Source organism: Acinetobacter equi, assembly GCF_001307195.1.
Taxonomy (GTDB): Bacteria; Pseudomonadota; Gammaproteobacteria; order Pseudomonadales; family Moraxellaceae; genus Acinetobacter; species Acinetobacter equi.
In genome coordinates, this window is record NZ_CP012808.1 from 1,836,463 (window position 1) to 1,862,101 (window position 25,639).

The 25,639-nt window shown below is 34.4% G+C and carries 19 protein-coding genes; 11 read left to right on the top strand and 8 right to left on the bottom strand.

What is annotated here, in order from left to right; all coding sequences use genetic code 11:
- Window positions 1-69: 69 nt before the first annotated feature.
- Window positions 70-774 (bottom strand): cAMP-activated global transcriptional regulator CRP, encoded by a 705-nt coding sequence (gene crp / locus AOY20_RS08770; protein ID WP_054581501.1) that lies wholly within the window; start codon window positions 772-774, stop codon window positions 70-72.
- Between the two features lie 171 nt (window positions 775-945).
- Between crp and AOY20_RS08775 the strand changes: the two genes are divergently transcribed.
- Both AOY20_RS08775 and clpB read left to right on the top strand, forming a co-directional pair.
- A complete protein-coding gene (locus tag AOY20_RS08775) occupies window positions 946-1,368 on the top strand; it encodes an OsmC family protein (protein ID WP_054581502.1) in 423 nt (140 codons plus the stop codon).
- 327 nt (window positions 1,369-1,695) lie between these two features.
- Window positions 1,696-4,275, top strand: coding sequence for an ATP-dependent chaperone ClpB (clpB, locus tag AOY20_RS08780; protein ID WP_054581503.1), 2,580 nt, complete (start codon window positions 1,696-1,698; stop codon window positions 4,273-4,275).
- Between the two features lie 77 nt (window positions 4,276-4,352).
- Here the strand turns inward: clpB and rlmKL are convergent, their stop codons facing one another.
- Window positions 4,353-6,557: a bifunctional 23S rRNA (guanine(2069)-N(7))-methyltransferase RlmK/23S rRNA (guanine(2445)-N(2))-methyltransferase RlmL gene (gene rlmKL, locus AOY20_RS08785; protein ID WP_054581504.1), complete on the bottom strand. Its 2,205-nt coding sequence runs from the start codon at window positions 6,555-6,557 to the stop codon at window positions 4,353-4,355.
- A 429-nt stretch (window positions 6,558-6,986) separates the two neighbouring features.
- Window positions 6,987-8,297, bottom strand: coding sequence for a D-alanyl-D-alanine carboxypeptidase PBP6B (locus tag AOY20_RS08790; RefSeq protein WP_054581505.1), 1,311 nt, complete (start codon window positions 8,295-8,297; stop codon window positions 6,987-6,989).
- A 180-nt stretch (window positions 8,298-8,477) separates the two neighbouring features.
- On the opposite strand from AOY20_RS08790, the gene AOY20_RS08795 reads away from it, so the two are divergent.
- Complete coding sequence (locus AOY20_RS08795) at window positions 8,478-10,181, top strand: M61 family metallopeptidase (protein WP_054581506.1); 1,704 nt, start codon at window positions 8,478-8,480, stop codon at window positions 10,179-10,181.
- A 60-nt stretch (window positions 10,182-10,241) separates the two neighbouring features.
- Here the strand turns inward: AOY20_RS08795 and AOY20_RS08800 are convergent, their stop codons facing one another.
- From AOY20_RS08800 to AOY20_RS08815, 4 genes are all read right to left on the bottom strand, one after another.
- Window positions 10,242-10,589, bottom strand: coding sequence for a hypothetical protein (locus AOY20_RS08800; protein WP_054581507.1), 348 nt, complete (start codon window positions 10,587-10,589; stop codon window positions 10,242-10,244).
- 272 nt (window positions 10,590-10,861) lie between these two features.
- Window positions 10,862-11,560, bottom strand: coding sequence for a putative quorum-sensing-regulated virulence factor (locus AOY20_RS08805; protein ID WP_054581508.1), 699 nt, complete (start codon window positions 11,558-11,560; stop codon window positions 10,862-10,864).
- Between the two features lie 246 nt (window positions 11,561-11,806).
- The gene (locus AOY20_RS08810) at window positions 11,807-12,265 is read right to left on the bottom strand and encodes a hypothetical protein (RefSeq protein WP_054581509.1); all 459 of its coding nucleotides are present in this window, start codon (window positions 12,263-12,265) and stop codon (window positions 11,807-11,809) included.
- Window positions 12,266-12,275: 10 nt separating this feature from the next.
- Complete coding sequence (locus AOY20_RS08815) at window positions 12,276-14,249, bottom strand: S8 family serine peptidase (RefSeq protein ID WP_054581510.1); 1,974 nt, start codon at window positions 14,247-14,249, stop codon at window positions 12,276-12,278.
- Window positions 14,250-14,614: 365 nt separating this feature from the next.
- Here AOY20_RS08815 and AOY20_RS08820 point away from each other — a divergent pair, with 365 nt between their 5' ends.
- From AOY20_RS08820 to ahpF, 7 genes are all read left to right on the top strand, one after another.
- The gene (locus AOY20_RS08820; protein ID WP_081403378.1) at window positions 14,615-15,916 is read left to right on the top strand and encodes a lipase family protein; all 1,302 of its coding nucleotides are present in this window, start codon (window positions 14,615-14,617) and stop codon (window positions 15,914-15,916) included.
- 154 nt (window positions 15,917-16,070) lie between these two features.
- Window positions 16,071-17,324 (top strand): serine hydroxymethyltransferase, encoded by a 1,254-nt coding sequence (glyA, locus tag AOY20_RS08825; protein ID WP_054581512.1) that lies wholly within the window; start codon window positions 16,071-16,073, stop codon window positions 17,322-17,324.
- A 160-nt stretch (window positions 17,325-17,484) separates the two neighbouring features.
- Complete coding sequence (rnk, locus tag AOY20_RS08830; protein WP_054581513.1) at window positions 17,485-17,889, top strand: nucleoside diphosphate kinase regulator; 405 nt, start codon at window positions 17,485-17,487, stop codon at window positions 17,887-17,889.
- A gap of 213 nt (window positions 17,890-18,102) precedes the next feature.
- Entirely contained in the window at window positions 18,103-18,888 is a 786-nt protein-coding gene (locus tag AOY20_RS08835) for a hypothetical protein (RefSeq protein ID WP_054581514.1), read from the top strand.
- Between the two features lie 19 nt (window positions 18,889-18,907).
- Entirely contained in the window at window positions 18,908-20,035 is a 1,128-nt protein-coding gene (locus AOY20_RS08840; RefSeq protein WP_054581515.1) for a toxic anion resistance protein, read from the top strand.
- Between the two features lie 20 nt (window positions 20,036-20,055).
- The gene (locus tag AOY20_RS08845; protein WP_054581516.1) at window positions 20,056-20,970 is read left to right on the top strand and encodes a hypothetical protein; all 915 of its coding nucleotides are present in this window, start codon (window positions 20,056-20,058) and stop codon (window positions 20,968-20,970) included.
- Window positions 20,971-21,090: 120 nt separating this feature from the next.
- Window positions 21,091-22,656, top strand: a complete 1,566-nt coding sequence (gene ahpF, locus AOY20_RS08850; protein ID WP_054581517.1) for an alkyl hydroperoxide reductase subunit F — start codon at window positions 21,091-21,093, stop codon at window positions 22,654-22,656.
- A gap of 241 nt (window positions 22,657-22,897) precedes the next feature.
- Here the strand turns inward: ahpF and lipA are convergent, their stop codons facing one another.
- A complete protein-coding gene (gene lipA / locus AOY20_RS08855; protein WP_054581518.1) occupies window positions 22,898-23,911 on the bottom strand; it encodes a lipoyl synthase in 1,014 nt (337 codons plus the stop codon).
- Between the two features lie 211 nt (window positions 23,912-24,122).
- Between lipA and sthA the strand changes: the two genes are divergently transcribed.
- On the top strand, window positions 24,123-25,538 hold the full coding sequence (gene sthA, locus AOY20_RS08860) for a Si-specific NAD(P)(+) transhydrogenase (RefSeq protein WP_054581519.1): 1,416 nt from the start codon (window positions 24,123-24,125) through the stop codon (window positions 25,536-25,538).
- The last annotated feature ends 101 nt before the right edge of the window (window positions 25,539-25,639 follow it).

Sequence of the window (25,639 nt, forward strand, 5' to 3'; positions counted from 1 at the left end):
TTTTATAAAAATACAAACATAAAAAAAGCAAATCCTAAGATTTGCTTTTTATCACTCATTTATGCAATTTTATTCAACATCATTTGTGAATTCAGGCTCTTCATGAGATTCTAAAGATGCATCAAAAATTAAAATTGCTTTACCATCAGTTTCAATCATACCTTGTTCTTCAAGCGCTTTAAGAACACGGCCAACCATTTCACGTGAGCAGCCTACAATTCGACCAATTTCTTGGCGTGTAATACGAATTTGACGGCCATTTGGTAAAATCATTGCTTCAGGTTGAGTCGATAAGTCGATTAAACAACGTGCGATACGACCAGAAACATCGATGAATGCTAAGTCTGTTACTTTACGAGTTGTATTTTTAAGACGACGTACAAGCTGAGCGAATACAGCGTAGCTTAAGTCAGGATATTGCTTGCTTAAATCATGGAAGTTTTCATAAGTAATTTCAGCAATCTCACATACTTCACGAGTACGTACTTCAGCAGTACGTTGTGGATTTGCTTCAAAAAGACCCATTTCCCCAAAGAAATCACCAGGATTCAAATAAGCTACAACGATCTCACGGTCATCATCTTCACGAAGAATGATAGATACAGAACCTTTTAAGATTAAGTATAAAGACTTAGAGTCTGAACCTGGATCGATAATTGTTGTACGTTTTGGATAACGATTAATATAAGCGCGTTTTAATAATGCTTTTACTGACTCTGGTAATTGACCCGGAGATAGTGCATCAGTGCTAAGTTGTGAAAAGTTTGAAGTCATGCTAACGGTTCCGAATTGGATAAATAATAGATCGCACAAGACCTAGTATGAACTTGTCACACAGAAGAGATGAAAATTCTTTTCAACTCAATCGATGAAATTCCTTATCAGCTCAAATTATGTTAGTGTACAGGTACCATGTAAATTTATAGCTTTTTTTAGGGACTTGCAATGCAAACGAGTGTTCATTGGCTAGAGAATGTTGCTTTTGAGGCAAAATCAGAGAGCGGGCATAGCATAATTATGGATGGATCTCCTGAATATGGCGGTGAAAACCGTGGTCCACGTCCTATGGAAATGATATTAATGGGACTTGGTGGTTGTGCTTCGTTTGATATTGTGACGATATTAAAGAAATCTAGACAAGACGTGACAAGTGTTGAGTGTTTTATTAAAGCTGATCGTGCTGATACAATTCCTGCAGTATTTACTAAAATTCATCTCCATTTTGTCGTGAAAGGCAACTCTGTCAAAGAAAAGCAAGTTTCTAAAGCTGTTGAACTTTCAGCCGAAAAGTACTGTTCAGCGAGCAAAATGTTAGCGGATGGTGGGGTTAATATTTCACATGATTTTGAGATTGTGGAATTAAGTTAAAATAATTGTAATAAAATGTAAAAATCACCAAGGTCGGATTGAATCCGACCTGTTTTTTTAGAATTAAAAGATAATTTTGAATACTCATTCGTTGTTTATTGTAATGATAAGTGGAATTTTTGAATGTTTGAGTAACAGAAGAGGTGAATAAAATATAGAAGATTAGACTTGACTTGAAAAAAATAAATTAGCACGCATATTACAACCAAAATCCAACGATTTTAATTAGAATAACTATATGAAAAATATATGAATAATTTCTTGAAAAAAATAAATAGCTCCCATATATTGATTAAGTTAAAAAATTGGTTGTGAGGAATAAGAAGAATGCGTTTTGAAAAATTTACAAATCGCCTGCAACAAACTCTCTCCGATGCTCAGTCTTTAGCAATGAGTAAAGACCATACAGCAATTGAAGGGATTCATATTTTAAGTACGTTGTTAGATGAAGCATCAAACATTAGCTTGTTACAACAAGCTGGAGCAAATTTAAGAGATTTACAAGTAAAGTTGAATCAAGCTTTACAAGATGCTCCAACAATCGCAAATCCGACAGGTGATATTCATTTAAGTCCAGATGCAGTAAAAGCATTAAATCTTGCAGATAGTTTTGCGCAAAAGGCAGGGGACGAGTTTTTATCTACAGACTGGGTCATGCTCGGATTGGCAGAAGTTGGTGCAACGAAAGCAATTTTAAGTAGTATCGGTTTAACATCAGAGCAATTAAAAACAGCGATTAATAAAGTTCGAGGTGATGAAAAAGTGATGAGCAATAATCATGAAGATCAACGTGATTCACTCAATAAATACACGATTGATTTAACAGAACGTGCTGCTGCAGGAAAACTTGATCCTGTTATTGGCCGTGATGATGAAATTCGTCGTACGATTCAAGTTTTATCACGTCGTACTAAAAATAATCCTGTGTTAATTGGTGAGCCAGGTGTTGGTAAAACCGCAATTGTTGAAGGTTTAGCACAGCGTATTATTAATCGTGAAGTACCTGAAAGTTTACAGGGTAAACGTGTTTTATCTTTAGATTTAGGTTCATTGCTTGCTGGTGCTAAATATCGTGGTGAATTTGAAGAGCGTCTAAAAGCGGTCTTAAATGATTTAGCAAAACAAGATGGTCAAGTGATTCTCTTTATTGATGAGCTTCATACATTGGTTGGCGCAGGTAAGGGCGATGGCGCAATGGATGCTGGTAATATGCTTAAACCAGCGCTTGCACGTGGTGAATTACGCTGTGTTGGTGCAACGACTTTAGATGAGTATCGTCAATATATTGAAAAAGATGCTGCTTTAGAACGTCGTTTCCAAAAAGTACAGGTTGATGAACCAAGTGTTGAAGATACCATTGCAATTTTACGTGGTTTGAAAGAACGTTATGAAGTACATCATGGTGTGAAAATTTTAGACTCTGCGATTATTGCAGCAGCAAAAATGTCACATCGTTATATCACTGATCGTCAATTACCAGATAAAGCAATTGATTTGATTGATGAGGCAGCTTCACGTATCAAAATGGAACTGGATTCTAAACCAGAGCCATTAGATAAACTTGAACGTCGTTTAATTCAATTGAAACTTCAATTGGAAGCAGTGAAAAAAGATGAAGATGCAGGCAGTAAAGCTGAAGTCGATCATCTTGAGAGTCAAATTTCTGAAGTTGAAAGAGAATATAGTGATTTAGAAGAGATCTGGATTGCTGAAAAACGTTTAGTACAAGGTGATCAACAAACTCAGGCTGAATTAGATCAAGCACGTATAGCAATGCAAAAAGCGCAACGTGAAAATGATTTAGCTGAAATGGCACGTTTGCAATATGGGATTATTCCAGAACTAGAAAAACGTTTAAGTGAAGAAGAGGTTGCTGAAGAAAAAGCAGAACCAAAACTTTTACGTAATAAAGTAACGGATAATGAAATTGCAGAAGTAGTGAGTGCCGCAACAGGTATTCCTGTAGCGAAAATGATGCAAGGTGAGCGTGAGAAACTACTTCATATGGAAGATTTCTTACATAACCGTGTTGTTGGTCAAGATGAGGCAGTTGTTGCAGTATCGAATGCTGTGCGTCGTTCACGTGCAGGTTTATCAGATCCAAATCGTCCGAGTGGTTCATTCTTGTTCCTAGGACCAACTGGGGTAGGTAAAACTGAATTAACGAAAGCATTAGCGAATTTCTTATTTGACAGTGATGATGCGATGATTCGTATTGATATGTCAGAGTTTATGGAAAAGCATTCGGTGAGTCGTTTAGTTGGTGCACCTCCAGGCTATGTAGGCTATGAAGAAGGTGGTTTATTAACTGAAGCTGTACGTCGTAAACCTTATAGCGTTGTGTTATTTGATGAAGTTGAAAAAGCACATCCTGATGTTTTCAATATCTTATTACAAGTGTTGGATGATGGGCGTTTAACAGACTCGCAAGGTCGTGTAGTTGACTTTAAGAATACTGTAATTGTGATGACATCTAACTTAGGTTCACAAGATGTACGTGAATTAGGTGAAGGTGCAACAGAAGATGAAGTTCGTACAGTTGTGATGAATGCTGTAGGACAACACTTCCGTCCTGAATTTGTGAACCGTATTGATGAATTGGTCATCTTCCATTCACTTCAAAAAGCACAAATTCGCGGTATTGCAGATATTCAATTAGATCGTTTACGTTCACGTTTAAGCGAAAAAGATATGCGCTTAACGATTGATGATACGGCATTTGATCAATTGATTGATGCAGGTTTTGATCCAGTTTACGGTGCTCGTCCATTAAAACGTGCAATTCAACAACAAGTTGAAAATACGTTAGCTCAGAAAATATTAGCGGGTGATTTTATACCTGGTGATAATATTCTGATTAAATCAGAGAATGGTCATTTGGTCTTTGATAAAGTGAAATTAAGCTAAATCAAACGGCACAATAAAAAAACCTAGCTTCGGCTAGGTTTTTTTATTGCTTAAATGATTGAAATAATCAACCAATATTAAACAGGGTGGTGGGTGATTTTCCAAGCACGGTGAATTTTTTGATTACGTTTGAAATCAGGACCAATGGTTTCATTACTGATTTCTTTAACATCAAACATCGCTTCAATTTCTTCATCCATCTCAAAACCACGGTAGTTATTTGAGAAATACAAAGTACCTTCAGTTGTTAAGCGGTTCATTGCACGTTTAAGTAATGAAACATGATCACGTTGTACGTCAAAAGTACCGTAGAACTTTTTAGAGTTAGAGAATGTTGGTGGATCAATAAAGATTAAGTCATATTGTTCATGACCTTCTTTCAACCATTCAAAGCAATCACTCGCAAAGAATTGATGCTGTTCATCGGCATGATCTACAGTTAAACCATTGAGCACAAAGTTTTCTTTTGACCAGTTTAAGTAGGTATTTGATAAATCGACACTTGTTGTACTTGCTGCACCACCTAAAGCTGCATGTAAGCTCGCTGTAGAGGTATAACTATATAGATTAAGGAAATGCTTACCTTTTGCTTCTGCTGCAATGCGTAGACGCATTTGGCGGTGATCTAGGAATAGACCTGTATCTAAATAGTCAGTTAAGTTAACTAAAATTTTAGCTTTGCCTTCTTGAACGATAAAACGTTTAGATGCAGTACTTTGTTTTGCGTACTGTGTTTTACCTTCTTGACGAGCACGTGTTTTAATAAAAATTGCATCACGTCCTAAACCTGTTACAGCACGAATACTTGCAAGTGCTAAATTAAAGCGTTTTTTTGCTTTTTCAGGATCAATCGTTTTAGGTGGTGCATATTCTTGAACATGTAAACGATCACCATACAAATCTACTGCAACATTGAAGTCGGGTAAATCTGCATCGTATAAACGTAAACAATAAACACCATCTTTTACAGCCCACTTTTTCAATGTTTGCATATTTTTTTGCAGACGATTGGTAAAGTCTTCAGCACCTTCAATTGCTTCGAACTGCTGTGGTTGCCAATTTTCTAAGAATGGGCGAACAACAGAGGCAGGTTTTATTTTACCAACACGTGTATAGATTGGTAATTTACCATTCATTAAACGTAAGGTTTGTGTTTCATTGAATGCAAGGACATCAGCTTGTTCAATTTGAGCAGCAATAACCGCAGCAGTTTGATTTGGGAAATGCTTTTGCAATAAAGCTGATAAACCTAAGTAAAAAGCACGATTTGATGCTTTATCACCTAAACGTTCACCATATGGAGGGTTTGTTACGATAAATGATTTTTTGCCTTCAGCTTGGAAGTTTGGCCAATCTGCTAAAGTACGTTCTTCAATTTGAATTTGGTCAAGTATAGATTCAAAACCAGCGGCAATAATATTTTGCTTAGTGGCTTTAATTGCTTCCCAATCTGCATCAAAAGCATAAAATTTAGGAAGTGGTTGAGTAAGTGCTGTTTGATGTCGCTCTGCTGCTTCAGCTTTAATATTCATCCATAATTCATTGTCATGACCATTCCAACCATTAAAACCGAAACGTCGTACGAGACCTGGTGCACGATCCGTTAAAATCATTAAAGATTCGATAATAAACGTACCAGAACCACACATTGGATCTAAAATAATATCTGGCTGAATATCATTGATTTTAGCTTTTTGTAAAATTGCAGCAGCTAAGTTTTCTTTAATCGGTGCATCTGTCATAAAGCGACGGTAGCCACGTTTATGTAATGAATCACCTGATAAATCCAAGCAATAAGTATGTTCTTTTTTACCAGCAAGAATGAACATGGTAATTTCAGGTTGTTTGGTATCAATACTTGGACGCTTACCAACAGCTTCCATGAATGAGTCAACAACACCATCCTTAGCACGAAGCGTCGCGAATTGTGTATTTACTTTAATATCACGTTCTACGTGTAAACGAATTGCAAAAGTACTTTGTGGTGCAAATATAAGTGACCAATCAAAGCTAATTGCACCTTCATAAAGCTCTTCAGCGACATCACGAGCATCATGAGAAAACTCAATTTCATGAACATGAATTGGCATGAGTACACGAGAAGCCAAACGTGACCACATACAGATGCGGTACGCATCTTCGAGTTGACCTTTGAAAACCAAACGACCAGGCAAAACTTCAATGTCTTGGATGCCTAAACCTTGTAATTCTTCTTGAAGTAGGGTTTCAAGTCCAACTGCACAGGTTACCCAATACGTAGAAAGACGTGGTTTTGATGTCATGTAGATTTTCCAAAAGCGATAATGCAATCGGGTATTTTAACGTATTTTGAGTGATTTGGGCGTAAGAAGTTTTATACAGATGCATTAAGTTGCAAATTGATTTGTCTTTTAAATCCTATAAATGGATAAATTGGCAAATATCAATATAAATAACTTTAAAATCAAGAGAAAAATTGTCTGTATAAAAAGAGTGGTATGTAATTTGCTTAATAAAATATGCCTTCAAATAAAAAATTAAGATAGATGACAGATCTTGGCGATGTGAAAACCACGAATAAAGATAGAAATAAAATGGCAAATAAAAATGTATCTGATTAAGAAGAATAAATGGATACATGGAAAAGAATTAGGCTTTGAATTATGGGGGATTCAAAGCCTAACTTTTTCATCATTTTACGCAGGGTAGTTCACAGTTGAACTGCCTTTTTTTTAAGAATGGATAGGATAAGTCTTTGCTGTAGGTTGAGTAGTTGCACCAAACGAAAATAAGTTTGAAAACCACATAATAATACGTTCAAAAAAGCTAGCTTCAGCAATATTGACATTTTGCTCAATAGGAATTGCTTTGAGCAATTGATTGTTTTGGTAAACATTAACAGTAACAAGATTCATCATTTGAGCGAGTGGAGCTACAAGTTCTTTTTGATTAAATTGGATATCAATATTTGTTTGAGTATTTTTGAGAGGCTCTATGGTGGCGATTTGATGATTAAGATTCGTCATAATACGCTGTGATGCCACATTGTAGTCGAGTAAATTAATTGGTGTAGATGTCCCATAAAGAGAAGTAGTTACAATTTTAGGTTGATTACTTTCTACTTTAAACATTTTTAATGTTGATTGAATTACTGGAAGTTCAGCAATAATTTGATGATTTTTAATTACAACTTCATCACGTGTGTATACATATGCTAAATCTAGGAGTTTATGCGCGACCTCTGCACGTTTTTGAGCATTTTTAGAACCCATAACTACTACAATTAAACGGCGTTCAGGAAGTTCTGCATTACCTGTCGGACGATGTGCTGTAAGTGCTAAGTTATAACCAGCTGCTTTGGTAAATCCAGTTTTTAAACCATCAACACTAGGATCAAATTTTAATGCTAAATTTGTCGCTCTATGAAAGCGTTGATTATAGCTAAAACTTGGCATAACAGAATAATGTAAATATTCAGGTGTTTCTATAGTGACAGCTTGACCAAGCAAAGCCATATCGTGTGCTGAAGAGAAATGGTCATCCATTGTGACACCCGCTGGATTAGAAAAATGTGAATTTTTCATTCCAAGCGCTTTTGCTTCTTGATTCATTCTTTTTAAAAATGCTGGAACACTACCTGAAATACGCTCTGCTAATGTAACAGCTGCATCATTTGCAGACATAACAATTAAGCCTGCGAGCAGCTGGTCTACTGAAATTTTTTCTCCAGGTTTTAGATACATTTGAGATTCATCCCATTGCACTGTATTAACCACAGGAGTTGCAGTGATAATTTCATCCTTAGATAAACGACCCGCTTCAATTTCTTTTAAAGCGATATACGCGACCATCATTTTCGTCATTGATGCAGGAGCACGTTGAACATGACTATTATGTTCAGCAATGATCTGACCAGACTGCGGATCTAGAATAGTCCAAGCTTCAGCTTCAACGGATTCAGGGACGATATTAAATAGGGCAGCATGGCTAAGATGACTTAGAAATAAACAGAATGCTGCAATAACGTAGATGAAGGCTTTCAAAGGGGTTCCTTGGTGTTGTCAAGTCATGACAATGTAATGCGATAATGCTGCGAATCGTATGCCTTTTTTTATTTAATGACTAGTCAAAGTTGATGACTTTTAAAGCAGTTCGGCAAAGCAAGTAAAAAAAATGATAAGCTATCTCTTAAGTTCTATTTTTATATTTTTGTATTGCCTATTATGTTGCATTATCAAATCGAATTCGACGATTATCGTCAGCATCTTATTCACGTGACTTTACGCTTTTTAGCAGATCCAACACAGGTACTTTCATTGCCGACTTGGATTCCTGGAAGTTATTTAATTCGTGAATTTTCTAAGCATATCGAAAGTGTAAAAGCATATGATGAAGCTGGTCGTGTTTTAAAGATTCATAAATTTGAAAAGAATAAATGGCGCTTATTCAATACAGATCATGAACTGATTACGGTTGAATATGACGTTTATGCGTATGATCTTTCAGTTCGTGGTGCATACGTAGATCAAAATCGTTTATATGTAAATCCTGCATGTGCGTGTTTAGGTTTAGAAGGTCAAGAATCTAAAGCAATTGAAGTTGAAGTTTTCTTACCTGATGAATTAAAGCACTTCCAAATTGCGACAGGACTTAAAACGAAAAGTTTGGTGAAAGGTCGTTATACGTTATATGCAGATAATTATGCTGAATTAATTGATGCACCATTTGAGTTAGCTGAACAGACACGCTTTAGTTTTGAAGCAAATGGTATTGCACATGAGTTTGTTGTATCTGGTCAGCATGCGATGAATGAACAGCGTATGAAACAAGATATTGAAAGAATCTGTGCAACAGAAATTTCAATGTTTGGTTCAGCACCATTTAATGACTATACCTTTATGACAATGGCAACTGGTAATAGTTATGGTGGTTTGGAACATCCAAATAGTACAAGTTTAATTACACCACGTAGTGATTTGCCAAAAGCTAATGAACCTGAAGAACCTTCTGAAGATTATCAACGCTTTTTAGGTTTATGTAGTCATGAATATTTTCATTCATGGTTAGTGAAATTTATTCGTCCAGAAAACTTTGTGAATTATGATTTAAATAAAGAAGGCTATACGTCTTTACTTTGGATTTTTGAAGGATTCACATCTTATTATGATGATTTAATTTTGTTAAGAAGTGGTGTGATTGATCAAGCTTCTTATTTGAAATTATTAAAAGCACAAATTGATCGCTATTTACAAAATCCAGGTCGTTTCGTTCAAACTGTTGCCGAATCAAGTTTTGATGCTTGGGTAAAGTTTTATCGTCAAGATGAAAACTCAAATAATGCTGGTACAAGCTATTACAACAAAGGCTGTTTAGTGGCTTTATGTTTAGATTTAGGCTTACGTTTACGTGGTTCTAGCTTAGATGAATTAATGCGTAAATTGTATGAAAATGCACAGAAAGGTATTCAAGTACATGAGCGTACAATTTATGAATTATGCCAAGAGTTAACAGGTGATAATTGGATTGAGCAAGTTAATCATTTGATTAATACAACAGATGAATTGCCACTTGATCAATTACTACCAGAATTTGGTATTCAGTATCAAATTAAGGATGAAAAATCACTTCCTTTTGGTTTAAAAGTTATTGAAAAACCAGAAGGTGTTTTAGTACAACAAGCACGCCGTGATGGTTCAGCAACACTTGCAGGTTTGTCTGCGAATGATGTGATTATTGCAATTGATGGCGTTAAGGCAACAAGCAAATTATTAGAGACATATGCACAAACTGAAGGCACGTATACAATTTTTGCTTTCCGTCGTGATGAATTAATGCAGTTTGAAGTGAATGCTGGAAAAGTTGGCTTAGCTTCAGTGGTATTAAATGTTGAAGATCAAGCGAAAGCTGAGCGTTGGCTAAATGCATAAATAATATTTTAGATGCCTTTCATTGAGATGGAAGGCATCTTTTTAATCAAAAATAAAAAATTAATTTTCTGAAATTAATTGAATAGATACATCATATTTATTAAATTCTTTAAGTATCTCTAAAATCAATTGCTGAGTTTTTTCTTCTTGTAAATTAAGTATAACTTCTTGATTTAATATGCCATTAAAGGCTTCGATATTTAAAATTTCCCAGCAATTTTCCGTATTTGTTGCTTGAATAACTAAACGTCGAATTTGGATTTCTTGATCGGCTTGTCGTGGAATAACATGAGTAATGGCGAGAATATGAGTTAAATCATCTTTAGTGCTGACAAATGTAATGACCCAGTTTCCGACTTTACTCAGTTGTGTTGGCTGGTCGAATGGTTCAAATTTTAAGTAAAGCATGATCTGGACATAGATAATAAAAAGACATTTATTTATATACGTAAATAGAGAATAAAGAAAATGAGCTAAAGTCGGATAAAATTGGTAAATATTTCTGTAAATATTAAACCTTTATAAATAAATTATAAAAATCAATATTATGTAATTATTTTAAATGTCAATAATAAAAAAATGATCTAAAAAATGACTAAATTAAACGTTTATTTATATAAAAGATTTCTTTCACTTATTTTTCTAGTATGAAAATAAGTGAAAGAAATTATGAGAGTAGACTATAACGTTGAAATAGCAGTATTTTCTAATGCTTTACGTAAATATGGGTCAAGCTCATCTTGGCGTAGTAACCATTGAACATAATCTTGTGGTAAATCTACAATTAATGTTCCTTTGTGTTTTCCAAAATTTACAGTACGTGGAATACGTGCATCTTCTGATGCTTCATATAATGCTTCAATATTATTAATTTTTAAGTGATGCACGATATGCATCAAAATATTTGCCGTTAAAATAATGTCCATATCTGCACGGTGTGCTTTACGAATCATTTCACGTGCTTTTTCACTTCCTTTACTGATCATATAAATTAAAGCAGAAATATTATGTGCTTCAGCATCAGGCCAAACTTTACGAGCTAGGGCAAGGGTACAAATCGCTTTAATTGAAGATGTATCTACACCACATTTTTGAATAGCACGAATATCGTAATCAATGTTATGACCAATAATATATTGTGTTTCTGCTGGGAGTTTAAATGTTGTGTAATGAGGCTGGTCTGCTAAGTCTGTTTCTAGAATATGATGAACAGCCATTGCAGCATAAGAAATAGGCTCATCTGCTTGATACAACTGATCAAAAAGTTGAGATTTATCTAATGTAATTTTAGCGTCATTAATTTCAATAGGGGCGTAAGCAATTTCGATAGGTTGACCATTTAATGTATGGGTTTCTGTATCTAAAATGATTGCGTGCATAACCTATGCCAATAAGCGAAAGAAATTTAATTTACCATTATCAAATCTATAGAACAAATATTTTCAGAAATAAGTATTTTATATTGATTTTTTTAGACCATTTAGATGAAATTAGAAAAAATGAATCATTATATTATCCTATGGTATTTAAAATTAAAATAAATATTAAAAATGAGAATGTTAGAAACCATATTGAATCACAGCAGACGTTTTGAATAAAGGTCTGCTGTTATTTATAATCATATTTCAGCGTAGTTTTGGTTGGCTAAATTGAATAGGTATACTTACATTGTCTTCTGGAAAAATTTTTAGTAACTGATTATATGCATTTAATGTTTGAGAAAAGTTCTTGAATTTTATGTGAACTATTTTCATATGATCATAATATTCGATAGAATCAGATAAAGAAAGAATATGCGATGCTTGTGTTTTAAATTTATTTTGAGAAACCTCAGTAATAATAACAACTGTCTCACCGATGCCAACAGCGCCTTGATCATTAATTAAATAAATTTGATCAGGTATGTTTGAGGGAATTATGTCATAAATTTCTTGATTCAATTTGATTTTTGAACTTTTAAGTTGTGCATGTTCCTTTTTAGTTAATAGTTGTCCTATAGATAGTTGTGTTTGTGCATAGCTATATGCAGGCATTAAAAAAAGAATCGATATTAAATTGATTTTAGCTAAATTTATAATTTTCATATCCATTTCCTTAAGATGATGTTTTTGGAATCACTCGATATTCGACTTTAAGTGGATCTTGTGCACTAACCTCTGATGTACAAGTACCTTTATCACCACTTATAGCAAAAATCTCCCATTGCCCATTTGCTTTTTCATCGTGGAATGCATAGCTACCCAAACTATAATTCTGAACTTTTGATATGCCTGATTTATAATAAATATTGTAGGGGATAGAGAGCGTTGAAATAATACCAGATGGTGATTTCACAAATATTCCTACACTTCCAGCACAAATTGGCCCCGATAACCTTAACTGAAATTGATCAATTGTATTTCCTTGATTCATTGAAATAATACCTAAGCGGGTGACTTGACCATAATTCAAATGATGTATGTTAGGAAAAGCATTTGAAAATTGTGGAATTTGTAATCTAGATGGCAAAGTGCCAGCTTTATATGTTTTTGCGAGTTCTACAGCAGCAGTAGCATCAACTAAACCAAAGCCATACCAGTTAGAATATTGAGAGCCAGCATTATTTGTTTGCCAACCAAATTCTAAAGATACTTGAGTAGCACCATCTTTGATGTCATTTTTAGTACCCGTTGAATTTAAAAGTAGCCCTGTTTTTAAGTCGACTAAGCGATTTGCCTGACTTCTTGAAACATAATTAAGATCAATTTTGCGTGAGGTTCTTTTTAATATTTCACGAACATCGCGCCAAGTTAAATTAGGATTTACTTGTAAGATTAATGCCGTGACTGCGCTTACTGAAGGGGTTGCAGCAGATGTACCATTCATTTGTGAGTAATCACATTTGGCATTATTGAGTATTCTATTAAGTTTAGATAATCCTCGAGAAAAGAGATTATCAGTTGAATCACTGCGACTATAGCCATATACACAACCTTGTAAATCTGTTGAAAATATTGATGGACCTTGAGTCTTATGGTTCTGTAAAAGGAAGTGTCGGAGTCTAGCTACACCCTCACCATATTCACCACCTAAACCTGATTCACCTGCTAAGCCTGTCACCCAATTCACAGCCCCTGCATTTGAATAACTTGCTTTTATTCCTTTCGTATTTGCAGCTGCAATAATTATTGTTGTTGGTTCTAGTGTTTGAATTTCATGAGCAGGATTTTCACAACTTAATATATTTTGAAACTGCGGAAGACAATCGCGGATAGCAGATGTAGATTGAGTGTCAGCAATGAACTCATTACCTGCTGCTTTTAAAAGGATAGCTCCTTTATTTTGTCGCAGATATTGTAAGTTCCTTAGAACTAATAACTCTATGTTTCTATCATTATAAGAAGGAGGAGTTATTGGATTTCGACCAAAAGAAGCATTGAAAATATCAACATTTTGAGAAAATGGAGCCCCTCCATAAGCAGCGATAGTGTCTTTTAATGTATTTGTTGAAATATAATTGGCACCCCCTAAATTGGCCCTAGATGCTATCCCCATTATTCCTTTTCCATTTTGAGCAGCAGCAATAATTCCAGCAACATTAGTTCCATGAGCATCATTTTTATTTTCATCTAGTAATGGTGGTGTTGGATCATTGCTTCGATTTTGGAAATTATAAGTCATATCAAGCTTAATATTTGAGCTTAAATCTTCATGCTTAATATCAATACCGTCATCTAAAATAATAATATTAATTCCTTGTCCTTTAATTCCTTGTCTGTGCAGATTTTCTACATTTAAATCGTAATTTTGAGGATCTGCATCATTCTTCCAAATACTTTTAAATTTTTTAAAGAAGCTTTCTTGATAATTTAGAGCCCATTGGAAAGTATAAAGAGGCTCTGTTCGACCTGTTTTACAAGCATATGCTCCAGTTTCGATACAGTTTATATTAGTGACTTCTCTATTCGAATTGTTAGATGATTGACTTGCATTTGTAACGGGATTGTTTTTTGCCTGATCTTGTGATGAACCGCCACATGCAGATAACATAATACTTGCAATTGTATAAGTGAGTAATTTTATTTTCATAATAATATCCTTGTAAAAATAATTACAATTTTTATTAAAAATATTATTGTTTTTATTTTTATTTAATTCATTGGTAATTATTTATTGTTATTTGGTGGGTTTTGTTAAATAGGGGAAGTTGATAAAGTATTTTTGAAGTTTTAAATAAATAATTTTTTATTAAGGTGTTTTATGTAAGTGTATGATTGTATATTTGTTTAATTTTTTTTCAAAAATACTTTTATTGAATTATAGAGTTTTAAAAAAAAATAAAATTGTGATGATTTTTACATTATCCTTTTTTTTGAAAACAAATATAAAACTATTTTTTTAAATAAACTATTTAGTATTTATTTCTCTCATTAATAAATAGTAGAGGTGCTATTATGAAAAATATAATAGCCATGACTATGTGTTCATTAGTTCTATTAATAGGATGTAAATCTGAAAATAGAAATAACCAATTAAATGGGCGTCAGCCTGCTAATGTTTTACAAAATAGCCCCCCAACACAAGTAATTAGTAACCAGCAAAGAGATGCTTTAGTAAATAATGAACAGATTACCTACAAGATTGAGAATCCTGTAGTTTCTGTCTCATCTTATGCAAATATTAGTGATGATCTTGTACTTGCTCCTGTTAGCTCGGAAAGAACATTACTCACCTATAAAATGTCAGGTGTAAATGGAAAAGAAACAACAGCAACTACATTAGTATTTGTACCAAAGGGTACTGTTCCAAAAGAAGGTTGGTCTACAGTTGTTTGGGCTCACGGAACTACAGGAGTTGCTGATAAATGTGCTCCTAGTAAACAGGGTTTAAAAGGGACTGAGGTTTTTATTGCAATGCTCTTGGCAGCTGGATACGTTGTTGTTGCTCCAGATTATGAAGGATTAGGTAGTCCTGGGAATCATCCTTACTTAAATTTAAAAAGCGAAGCATATTCGATTACAGATGCAGTTGTAGCAACACATACCTATTTAACTAGGAATGGAGGAAAGCTTTCTAAAAAATGGTTGAGTATTGGGCATTCGCAGGGAGGTCATGCAGTTCTTGGTGCGGCTCAGTATGCATCACGAGCTAATCTAGATTATAAAGGTACAATTGCGATTGCACCCGCATCTAATTTAGAGAAAATATTGATTGATAAGACAAAACTTGCTCAAGGTCAGCTGCCAGTAATGCAAATTCCTATTTATGCAAGTTTAGATTCCTTCACTTCATTAATTGCAGCTGGAACACAGGGGCATCACAATACAATTTCATATGGTGAAATATTTAAATCACATCTAGCTGATGTTGCACCTATAGCAGAGCGAGAATGTGTGGCAGAAATAATGGCTGAGATGAGCTCTAAAATGACGCAACATGCTACACTTAATCTAAATTCTTTAGCTGGGTATGGGCGTTTACAAGATAACTTTTTCAAAAATTTAAAAATTAGGCAATTTATAGATAAAGATTTACAGCCTTTAACTGTGAAAGTGGATACGCCTATTATTTTGTATCATGGTGGGGTAGACACAATTATTCCTATTGCAGCAACGGATTTACTTTATGCCAATGCTACAAAATTAGGAACAAGAGTAAGTTATAAAAAATCCATGATTTGGGATCATTTTACTGTATATACCAATAATCACTTAGTTTTCTTACAAGATGTAAAAACATTAATGCCAATTCAATAAGTTGATTTTACTCAGGATGCTCATTTTTTTATAAACATGAGCATTTTTTATCGCAAACTGTGTAAAGTTTACGCTCAAAATAAGATAACTTCATGTTACAATACGCGCCAATCTTAGCACGGCTTAAAAGCCCTAAATTTATAGGACCTCGCTAATGTTTGCCAACATCTCTATTGCTGAATTTGACCCAGAATTAGCTCAAGCAATTTCAAATGAAGATGCTCGTCAAGAAGCTCATATTGAGTTAATTGCTTCAGAAAACTACTGTTCTCCAGCAGTTATGGAAGCTCAAGGATCAAAACTCACTAACAAATATGCGGAAGGCTATCCAGGCAAACGCTACTATGGCGGTTGTGAATATGTTGATATTATTGAACAAGTCGCAATTGACCGTGCTAAAGAACTCTTTGGCGCAGATTATGCAAACGTTCAGCCACACGCTGGTTCACAAGCAAACTCAGCAGTTTACTTAGCTTTACTTAATCCAGGCGATACTGTTCTTGGAATGAGCTTAGCACATGGTGGTCATTTGACTCATGGTGCTAAAGTAAGTTTCTCTGGTAAAACATATAATGCGATTCAATACGGTTTAAATCCTGAAACAGGTGAAATCGATTATGAAGAAGTTGAGCGTTTAGCGATTGAACATAAGCCACGTATGATTGTTGCTGGTTTTTCTGCTTATAGTCAAATTGTTGATTGGCAACGTTTCCGTGAAATTGCGGATAAAGTTGGCGCTTACTTATTTGTAGATATGGCTCACGTTGCTGGTCTTGTTGCTGCTGGTGTTTACCCAAGTCCAGTTCAAATTGCTGACGTAACAACAACGACTACTCATAAAACACTTCGTGGACCACGTTCTGGTTTAATCCTTGCAAAAGCAAACGAAGAAATTGAGAAAAAATTACAGTCAGCTGTATTCCCTGGTAACCAAGGTGGTCCTTTAGTTCACGCTGTTGCTGCTAAAGCAATTTGCTTTAAAGAAGCAATGGCTCCAGAATATAAAGAATATCAGCAACAAGTTGTTAAGAACGCTCAAGCAATGGCTGAAGTTCTTATTGCTCGTGGTTATGATATTGTTTCTGGCGGTACAAAAAACCATTTATTCTTATTATCTTTAATTAAACAAGATATTACGGGTAAAGAAGCTGATGCATGGTTAGGTGCTGCTCACATTACTGTAAACAAAAATTCTGTTCCAAATGATCCACGCTCTCCATTTGTAACTTCTGGTATCCGTATTGGTACACCAGCAGTAACAACACGTGGTTTTGGTGAAGCAGAAGTTCGTGAACTTGCAGGCTGGATCGCAGATATTCTAGATGCAAAAGGTGATGAAGCTGTTATTAATACTGTTAAGGCAAAAGTTGAAGCGGTATGTGCTAAATTCCCAGTTTATGCAAAATAAATAAACTCTGATTGAGAAAGCCTCCTCTCAAGGAGGCTTTTTTTATACTGTGAAATGTTTAAATATTCATGTACATTTACAAGATAATTTAATTTAAAACACGAAGTTAAAAGTTGAATAATAATTCAATGAGCATACTCATAAATTAAGGATTTTCTGTATGACTAAACCAAATATTATTGTTTCAGAACAAGACTTGAATCGTTTAGAGACAATGCTTGAACATCAAAAGGTATTAACAGATACCATGAAGCACCTAGAAGATGAGTTGGCACGTGCGGATGTTGTTGGAGCAAAAGATGTTCCATCGAATGTTGTGACGATGAATGCAAAAGTTGAAATTACCATTGCACCATCAACTGAATCTACTGAGGTGACATTGGTTTATCCTCATGATTTTACAGGTGATAAAGGACAGGTCAATATTTTAGCTCCAGTTGGTGCTGCAATTCTAGGGTTGGCAGAGGGTCAAGATATTGAATGGCCACAACCAGATGGTCATATCATGAAGGTTCGCATTGAAAAAGTAATTTATCAGCCAGAGCGTGAGGGAAATTACTTATAAAAGTCTTATTTATATAGGTATTTTTAGAGTATGTAATATAAAGGAAGTCCTGACGAGGGCTTCTTTTTATAAAAATAAAATTGATAATATTGGGTATAAGATTACATCAGTTCTAAAGTTATTATTCAAAATAATGATATCGTTTCAAAAAGCTACTCGAACATGATGATAAAATACGTAATATAAGAATGATTCTATTGGATTATTTAAGATATGCCACAAATGATTGTTTTGATACCAATTAAAGATATTATGCTTGATCGCGAAAAAATATTAGTGATTCAGCGTGATGATTTATTGTTAGTATTAAATGATCAATATCATTTGAATCATTATGCAGATCATATTGTTCAGGCTCAAGCACAGCGTTTGAGTGGAGTAGATCCTTATCTAACTAATCAACTTAGTCAAACAATTGAGCAATTAATACAAGTTTTATCTGATTCAAAAAAATATCTAAAAGTTAGGAAGTTTAATGCACTTCAAAAATGGTTGGGTATTGATATTGAATATGGAGCAGGTCAAATTGAGTATTATAAAAAGCTAGAATTTTTATTGGCAAAAGCGAATCAACTGAGTCAAAAATTACAAATAGAAATAGAGAAATCAAGAAAAAGAATTGAGGAAATACATTTATATCGTGATGAAATGGCTCATTATATTAGTGCTGCTGAAAGTTTTTTAAATGAATATCCAAAATTTGTTAAAGATATTCATCCATTAGATAATTTTAGTGAGCGACTATCTAAAAAAATAATGAGTTTGATGACTTTACAGGCAAATAATGATATTGCTATTACTCAAATGCAACTGTCAGAACAAATAGCATTTACTTTATTAGACCGTTTTAATGAAGCACAGCAAATTCTTATTCCAGCATGGCAATACTATGTAAAGCAAAGTCATCAGAGTGTATCAAAAACTGATTTAGAAAAATTAGATCATACTCGTCAAGATTTAATTTCGACTTTGAAAAAGTCTTTAGAAAAAATAACATAATTCATCATAAAGGTAGCATATGGTTAATACTGAAAAGTACGATATTGTGGCAACTGAATTTTCAGTTGAACAAAGTAAAGAAAAATTTAATCAACTCAATTTAAAAGAAATTGGGCTAAATGAACATGATTTTGAAAAAGTTATGGCTGCTCGTAAAGATTTACAGGATTTAAATTATCATGCAATTGCAGAGTATGGAAAAAACATTGCTCAACAAACGGCAACATATACTGATGAATTGTTAGGGCTTGTTCAAAATAAAGATTTAGAAGAAACAGGACAAAAACTGAATGAAGTGGTACAAGTTGCGCAACAGTTAAATACGTCAAGTATTTTAAATCAGAAAAAAAATTCGAGCTTTTTAGGTAAAATAATGAATAAAATCAAAGGTGCTAAAAACAACTTTGATATGGCATTTAATACAACAAAAGAACAATTAGATGTTCTAGTGAAAGAAATTGAAACCTCTCAGTCGGGATTAAAAGCTCGAGTAGAAACATTAGATAAAATGTTTATTGGGGTGGAAAATGAATATAAAGAGCTTGGTATTTATATTGCAGCAGGGAAAATTAAGCAGCAAGAGATTCAAGCTGAAATTAGTCAACTGACAGCACTAGAACAAGACCAAACAATTGTTCAAAAAATTTATGATTTAAATCATTTGGCAAATAATTTGGAAAAAAGAGTAAGTGATTTTCAAATTTTACAGCATTCAGCAATGCAATCATTACCAATGATTCGTATTATTCAATCAAATAATTTAATGCTGGTAGATAAGTTTTATGCCATTAAAAATATTACTATTCCAGCATGGAAAAACCAAATTAGTTTAGCTATCTCGTTAAATGAGCAGAAAAATAGCGTGCAACTTGCGAATAATATCGATGATGCAACCAATGAAATTTTACGTCGAAATGCAGATTTACTACACCAAAACTCTGTAGATACAGCACGTGCGAATCAGCGTTCAGTGATTGATATTGAAACTTTAGAGCATGTACAAAATACGTTAATCAATACAGTAAATGATGTGATTCAAATTCAAAAAGAAGGTATGCAAAAGCGTTTTGAGGCAACAGAACGTCTAAAAACTTTACAGAATAATTTGAATCAATTAATCATTGAGTCAAATGTTAAAAAATCTTAAGTGAAATTAAGGAGCTATCATTGTCGCTAGAAAAATATGCAATTGATCCAATCAAAATTGAAAGTGGTATTGTTCAAATAAAAAAACGGACTCAACGACTCGATATTTATATGATTTGTACGGGTACTATTTTTTTAGCTTCAATGGTTGCTTTATTTTTACAGCAAGATTTTGTTTATGGATTCTTTGGTTTAACAATAGAGCTAAAACAACTTCATATTCCTGTTAGTGCAGATGGTAATTTAGCAAATTTACATGCACAACCAGACTATTTTATGAATTTATTATCTTGGTTTGGTTGGTTTATTCTTAAGTTATTTGTTTCATTTATTGGCTCTTTTTTTATTATACGTTTTATAAAAAGATTCCAGTTTTTTGCACGTCGTTTTAAATCTTTTATCTTAAAATTTGTTGCATGGTTAATTGCATTTATTTTGCTGTGGTCAGTGCTTACTTATATTCAATATGAGCGTAAAGATAAAGACCTTCAAGCATATGCAAAAGTAATCGCTTATGACCAAGATTTACAACAAAGTGAATTAGCACAATATTTAAAAACAACAACTTTGGATTCTACTGTTCAGGCTTACTTACTCGCTCAAGTAGCTTTATTACATCAACCTGTAGATAAAGATGCTGCTATTCCATATATTTTAGATTTGATTAATTCAGAAAAAAATAATTCTGAATTTTTTCAGTATGGATTTAAACCAGAACAATTGTGGACTATGCAATATCAGACCTATGGTAAAGCCTTAACTCCAATGGCAGAAACTGTGGAAAAACAAGTGTTACAAGCCAATCGCATAAGTAAATTGGTACAGTATTTTATCATTGTTATTGGCATTTTTTCTGTGGGATTAACCATTTTAATATTTTTATTATCATGGAATTTAAAGAAACGGATAGGTAGAATAGAGAAAAATTTATTTTAAATGAGAAGTTTTATTTAAAAAACCGATTGTAAGTATAAAAACAAACTGTTTTACCTGTGTTTATAAATTGCTTAACATAGCATCATTCAATAAATACTTACTCCTTTGGAGATGTTAGCAATGTTAGATCAAAATACTTCAGCTCAATTAAAAGCTCTTTTAGAACGCCTTGAAGGTCCTATCGAATTAGTTGCAACTTTAGATGCATCAGACAAATCTACAAAAATTAAAGAACTTGTAGAAGAAATTGCTGCACTTTCAAATTTAGTAACTGCTCGTTTTGATGGTAAAAATAAACGTGCACCAAGCTTTGGTGTTGCAAAAGCAGGTGAAGAACCACGTGTATTCTTTGCAGGCTTACCAATGGGGCATGAATTTACATCTTTGATCTTAGCATTGTTACAAACTTCTGGTTATGCACCTAAAGTATCTGATGAAGTATTAGCTTCTATCAAAGGCTTAGGCATTAAATCTGATTTTGATGTATTTGTATCTTTAAGCTGCCATAACTGTCCAGATGTTGTACAAGCATTAAACTTAATTGCAATTTATAACCCTGGTACAACTGCAACTATGATTGATGGTGCATTCTTCCAAGATGAAGTTGAAGAACGCAAAATCATGGCTGTACCAATGGTATTCCAAGACAATGAACACATTGGTCAAGGTCGTATGACTTTGGAAGAGATTGTTGCAAAATTAGATACTAATTCTGCTGCTAAAGATGCTGAAAAGTTAAATGCAAAAGAAGCATTTGATGTACTTGTGATTGGTGGTGGACCTGCAGGGAATACTTCTGCAATCTATGCTGCACGTAAAGGTATCCGTACAGGTATCGTTGCTGAGCGCATGGGTGGTCAAGTTATGGATACTATGGATATCGAAAACTTCACATCGGTGCAGAAGACTCAAGGTCCTAAATTTGCTGCTGAAATGGAAGCACACGTACGTGAATACGGCGTAGATATCATGAACTTACAACGTGTATCTGATATTAAGGGTGCAGATCAAACAGCAAATGGTTTGGTAGAAGTAACTTTAGAAAATGGTGCGAAACTAGAATCTAAGACAGTTATTCTTTCAACTGGTGCTCGTTGGAGAGAAATGAATGTTCCTGGTGAGCAAGAATACCGTACACGTGGTGTTGCATACTGCCCACACTGTGATGGTCCATTGTTCAAAGGTAAACGTGTTGCTGTAATTGGTGGTGGTAACTCTGGTGTTGAAGCTGCAATTGACCTTGCTGGTATTGTTGAGCATGTAACATTGGTTGAGTTTGATACTAAATTACGTGCTGACCAAGTTCTTCAAGATAAATTGAATAGCTTACCAAACACAACTGTAATCAAAAATGCATTATCTACAGAAGTGGTTGGTGATGGTTCACAAGTAACAGCACTTAAATATAAAGATCGTGCAACTGATGAAATTAAATCAATTGAACTTGCTGGTATCTTTGTCCAAATTGGTTTGTTACCAAACACTGATTTCTTAAAAGAAACAGCAGTTGAGCTTTCAAACCGTGGTGAGATTGTAATCAATGAACGTAATGAAACAAATGTAAAAGGTGTATTTGCAGCAGGTGACTGTACAACAGTTCCTTATAAACAAATCATCATTGCAACAGGTGAAGGCGCTAAAGCATCACTTTCAGCATTTGATTACATTATCCGTTCAGGTCAATAATCTATAGGGGCTACAGATTATGTAGTCCTTGGTATTTTTAAAAATTTACGTTTTATAGGAGTTTGGGTGCTAACCCCAAGCTCCTTTTTTGTTTTTGCATAATTTTAAATGTCTTATGGAGATATTCTTTTTCTCTTGGCTATGTTGTTTGATCTATCCTAAATTATAAAATTTTCAAATTGATGTTTAGAAGTAATAAAAAGCCCTCTATTTAGAGGGCTTTTTATTTTAAATATTCAAATTAAGCTTCAATCGTTTGAACCGCAATTTTTTTAGCCGGATCAGTTTTACGGCGTACTGCTGGTACAGGTTCACCATAGTATTGACGATCAGCAAAGTAACTTGAACGTACCATTGGTGCAGCCCAAATGTTACGGAAACCAAGCTTTTGACCATGTGCTGTATAACGCTCAAATTCTTCAGGAGATACAAAGCGGTCAATTGGTGCATGTTCTTTAGAAGGTTGTAAGTATTGACCAATCGTTACATAGTCAACACCATGTGCATGCAGATCATCAAGTAATGAAATCACTTCTTCTTCAGTTTCACCAATACCAACCATTAAGCCACATTTTGTTGGCACATCTGGGCAGTATTCTTTAAACATTTTTAACAAGTTTAAAGAGTGTTGGTAATCAGAACCTGGACGCATTGCTTTGTATAAACGTGGCACTGTTTCAATATTATGGTTGAATACATCTGGAGGGCATTCAGTCATAATACGAAGTGCGATATCCATACGACCACGGAAGTCAGGCACTAAAATTTCTAATAATGTTTTAGGGCTGAGTTCACGTGCTTCTTTAATGCAGTCAACAAAATGCTGTGCACCACCATCTGCTAAATCATCACGGTCAACAGAAGTGATTACTGCATACTTTAAGTTTAGATTTGCAATGGTTTCAGCCATATGGCGAGGTTCATCTGGATCTAATGCATTTGGACGACCATGTGCAACATCACAGAAAGGACAACGGCGTGTACAGATATCACCCATAATCATGAAGGTTGCTGTACCACCACCAAAGCATTCTGGGAGGTTAGGACAAGCTGCTTCTTCACAAACAGTATGAAGTTTTTGTGCACGTAGGGTTGTTTTAATACGTTGCACTTCTTCCGGTGCAGACATTTTCACGCGAATCCAATCTGGCTTGCGTGGTGTTTCAACCGTAGGAACAACTTTTACAGGAATACGAGCGACTTTTTCTGCGCCACGAAGTTTAACGCCCTGTTCAGGTTTACGGTTTTCTGACATATTTAACTTTTCCACTGTTTTGACGGGGGAGTACATAGATATATTCTAATAGATATTATAACTGAGAACGCGAAAAATTGGGAAAATAAGAGTATTCATATAAAAAATGTGGATATCACCTAATATATACTAGGTAAATACAGCAAATTAGTATGATTTGAGTCATAATATAACTAAGGCAGATGATTGAAATAAAATTGAGGAGCGTTGAATGCCACGTAAAAAAGAGGTCGTTGGTGGAGCGTTCGTAAAATACGATGCGGTAGTTCTTGGTTCTGGTCCTGCGGGTGAAGGTGCAGCAATGAAACTTGCCAAATCAGGTAAGCGAGTTGCAATTGTTGATATGCGAGAGCAGTTGGGTGGTAACTGTACACATGTAGGTACAATTCCAAGTAAAGCTTTACGTCAAACTGTTTCAAGTATTATTCGCTATCAACGTGATCCAATGTTCCAGAAAGTGGGAGAATGGAAGCACTTTACAATGAAACAAGTGTTGCGTAATGCGCACAAAGTGATTCAGCAACAAGTCGATACGCATTCACGATTCTATGATCGTAATAAGATTGATATCTATCATGGTCGTGCATACATTCAAGACAAAAATACAGTTCTCGTTTTTAGTCCAGATGGAATTAAAGAAACTTTAATCTTTAAGCAACTTGTTATTGCAACAGGTTCACGTCCTTATCGTCCTGAAATTTTAGATTTTAATCATCCACGCGTATTTGATTCAGATAAAATTTTAGATCTAGATTTCACAATCCGTAAAATTATTATTTACGGTGCAGGTGTAATTGGATGTGAATATGCATCTATCTTTATTGGTCTAGATCATAAAGTTGATTTAATTAATACTCAGCCTAAATTACTGAGCTATTTAGATGATGAAATTTCTGATGCATTGTCTTATCACTTACGTGAACAGGGTGTATTAATTCGCCATAATGAACAAATTGATCATTTAGAGACTTTTGATGATCATGTTGTTCTACATTTGCAAAGTGGTAAGAAAATTAAAGCAGATGCGATTCTTTGGTGTAATGGCCGTTCAGGCAACACAGATGGTCTAGGTCTTGAAAATGTAGGCTTAAAACCAAATAGTCGTGGGCAATTGGCTGTAAATGATCAATATCAAACAGAAATAGACAATATCTATGCTGCTGGTGATGTAATTGGTTGGCCATCGCTTGCTTCTGCTGCATATGACCAAGGCCGTTGTGCAGGTGCAAATATGAGTGGTGAAGTAGATGTTGCACCAGTAACAGATATTCCTACTGGTATTTATACCATTCCAGAAATTTCTTCAATTGGTAAAACTGAACAGCAATTAACGGAAGAAAAAATTCCGTATGAAGTTGGTCAGTCATCTTTCCGTTATTTAGCGCGTGCGCAAATTACGGGTGATACAGTGGGTGAATTAAAAATTTTATTCCATCGTGAAACCTTAGAAATTTTAGGCGTTCATTGTTTTGGTAATAATGCTTCAGAAATTATCCATATTGGTCAGGCTGTTATGAATAGCCCGAACAATACAATTAAGTATTTTGTTGAAACAACATTTAACTATCCAACGATGGCGGAAGCTTATCGTGTAGCGACTTTAAATGGCATGAACCGTTTATTCTAAGTTTAAATATATATTGAAAAAGCCCGTAATAGTACGGGCTTTTTTATGATCAAAATAATTGTTAATTCGCTGATTGTATTTATGTTAGATACACTATAGTA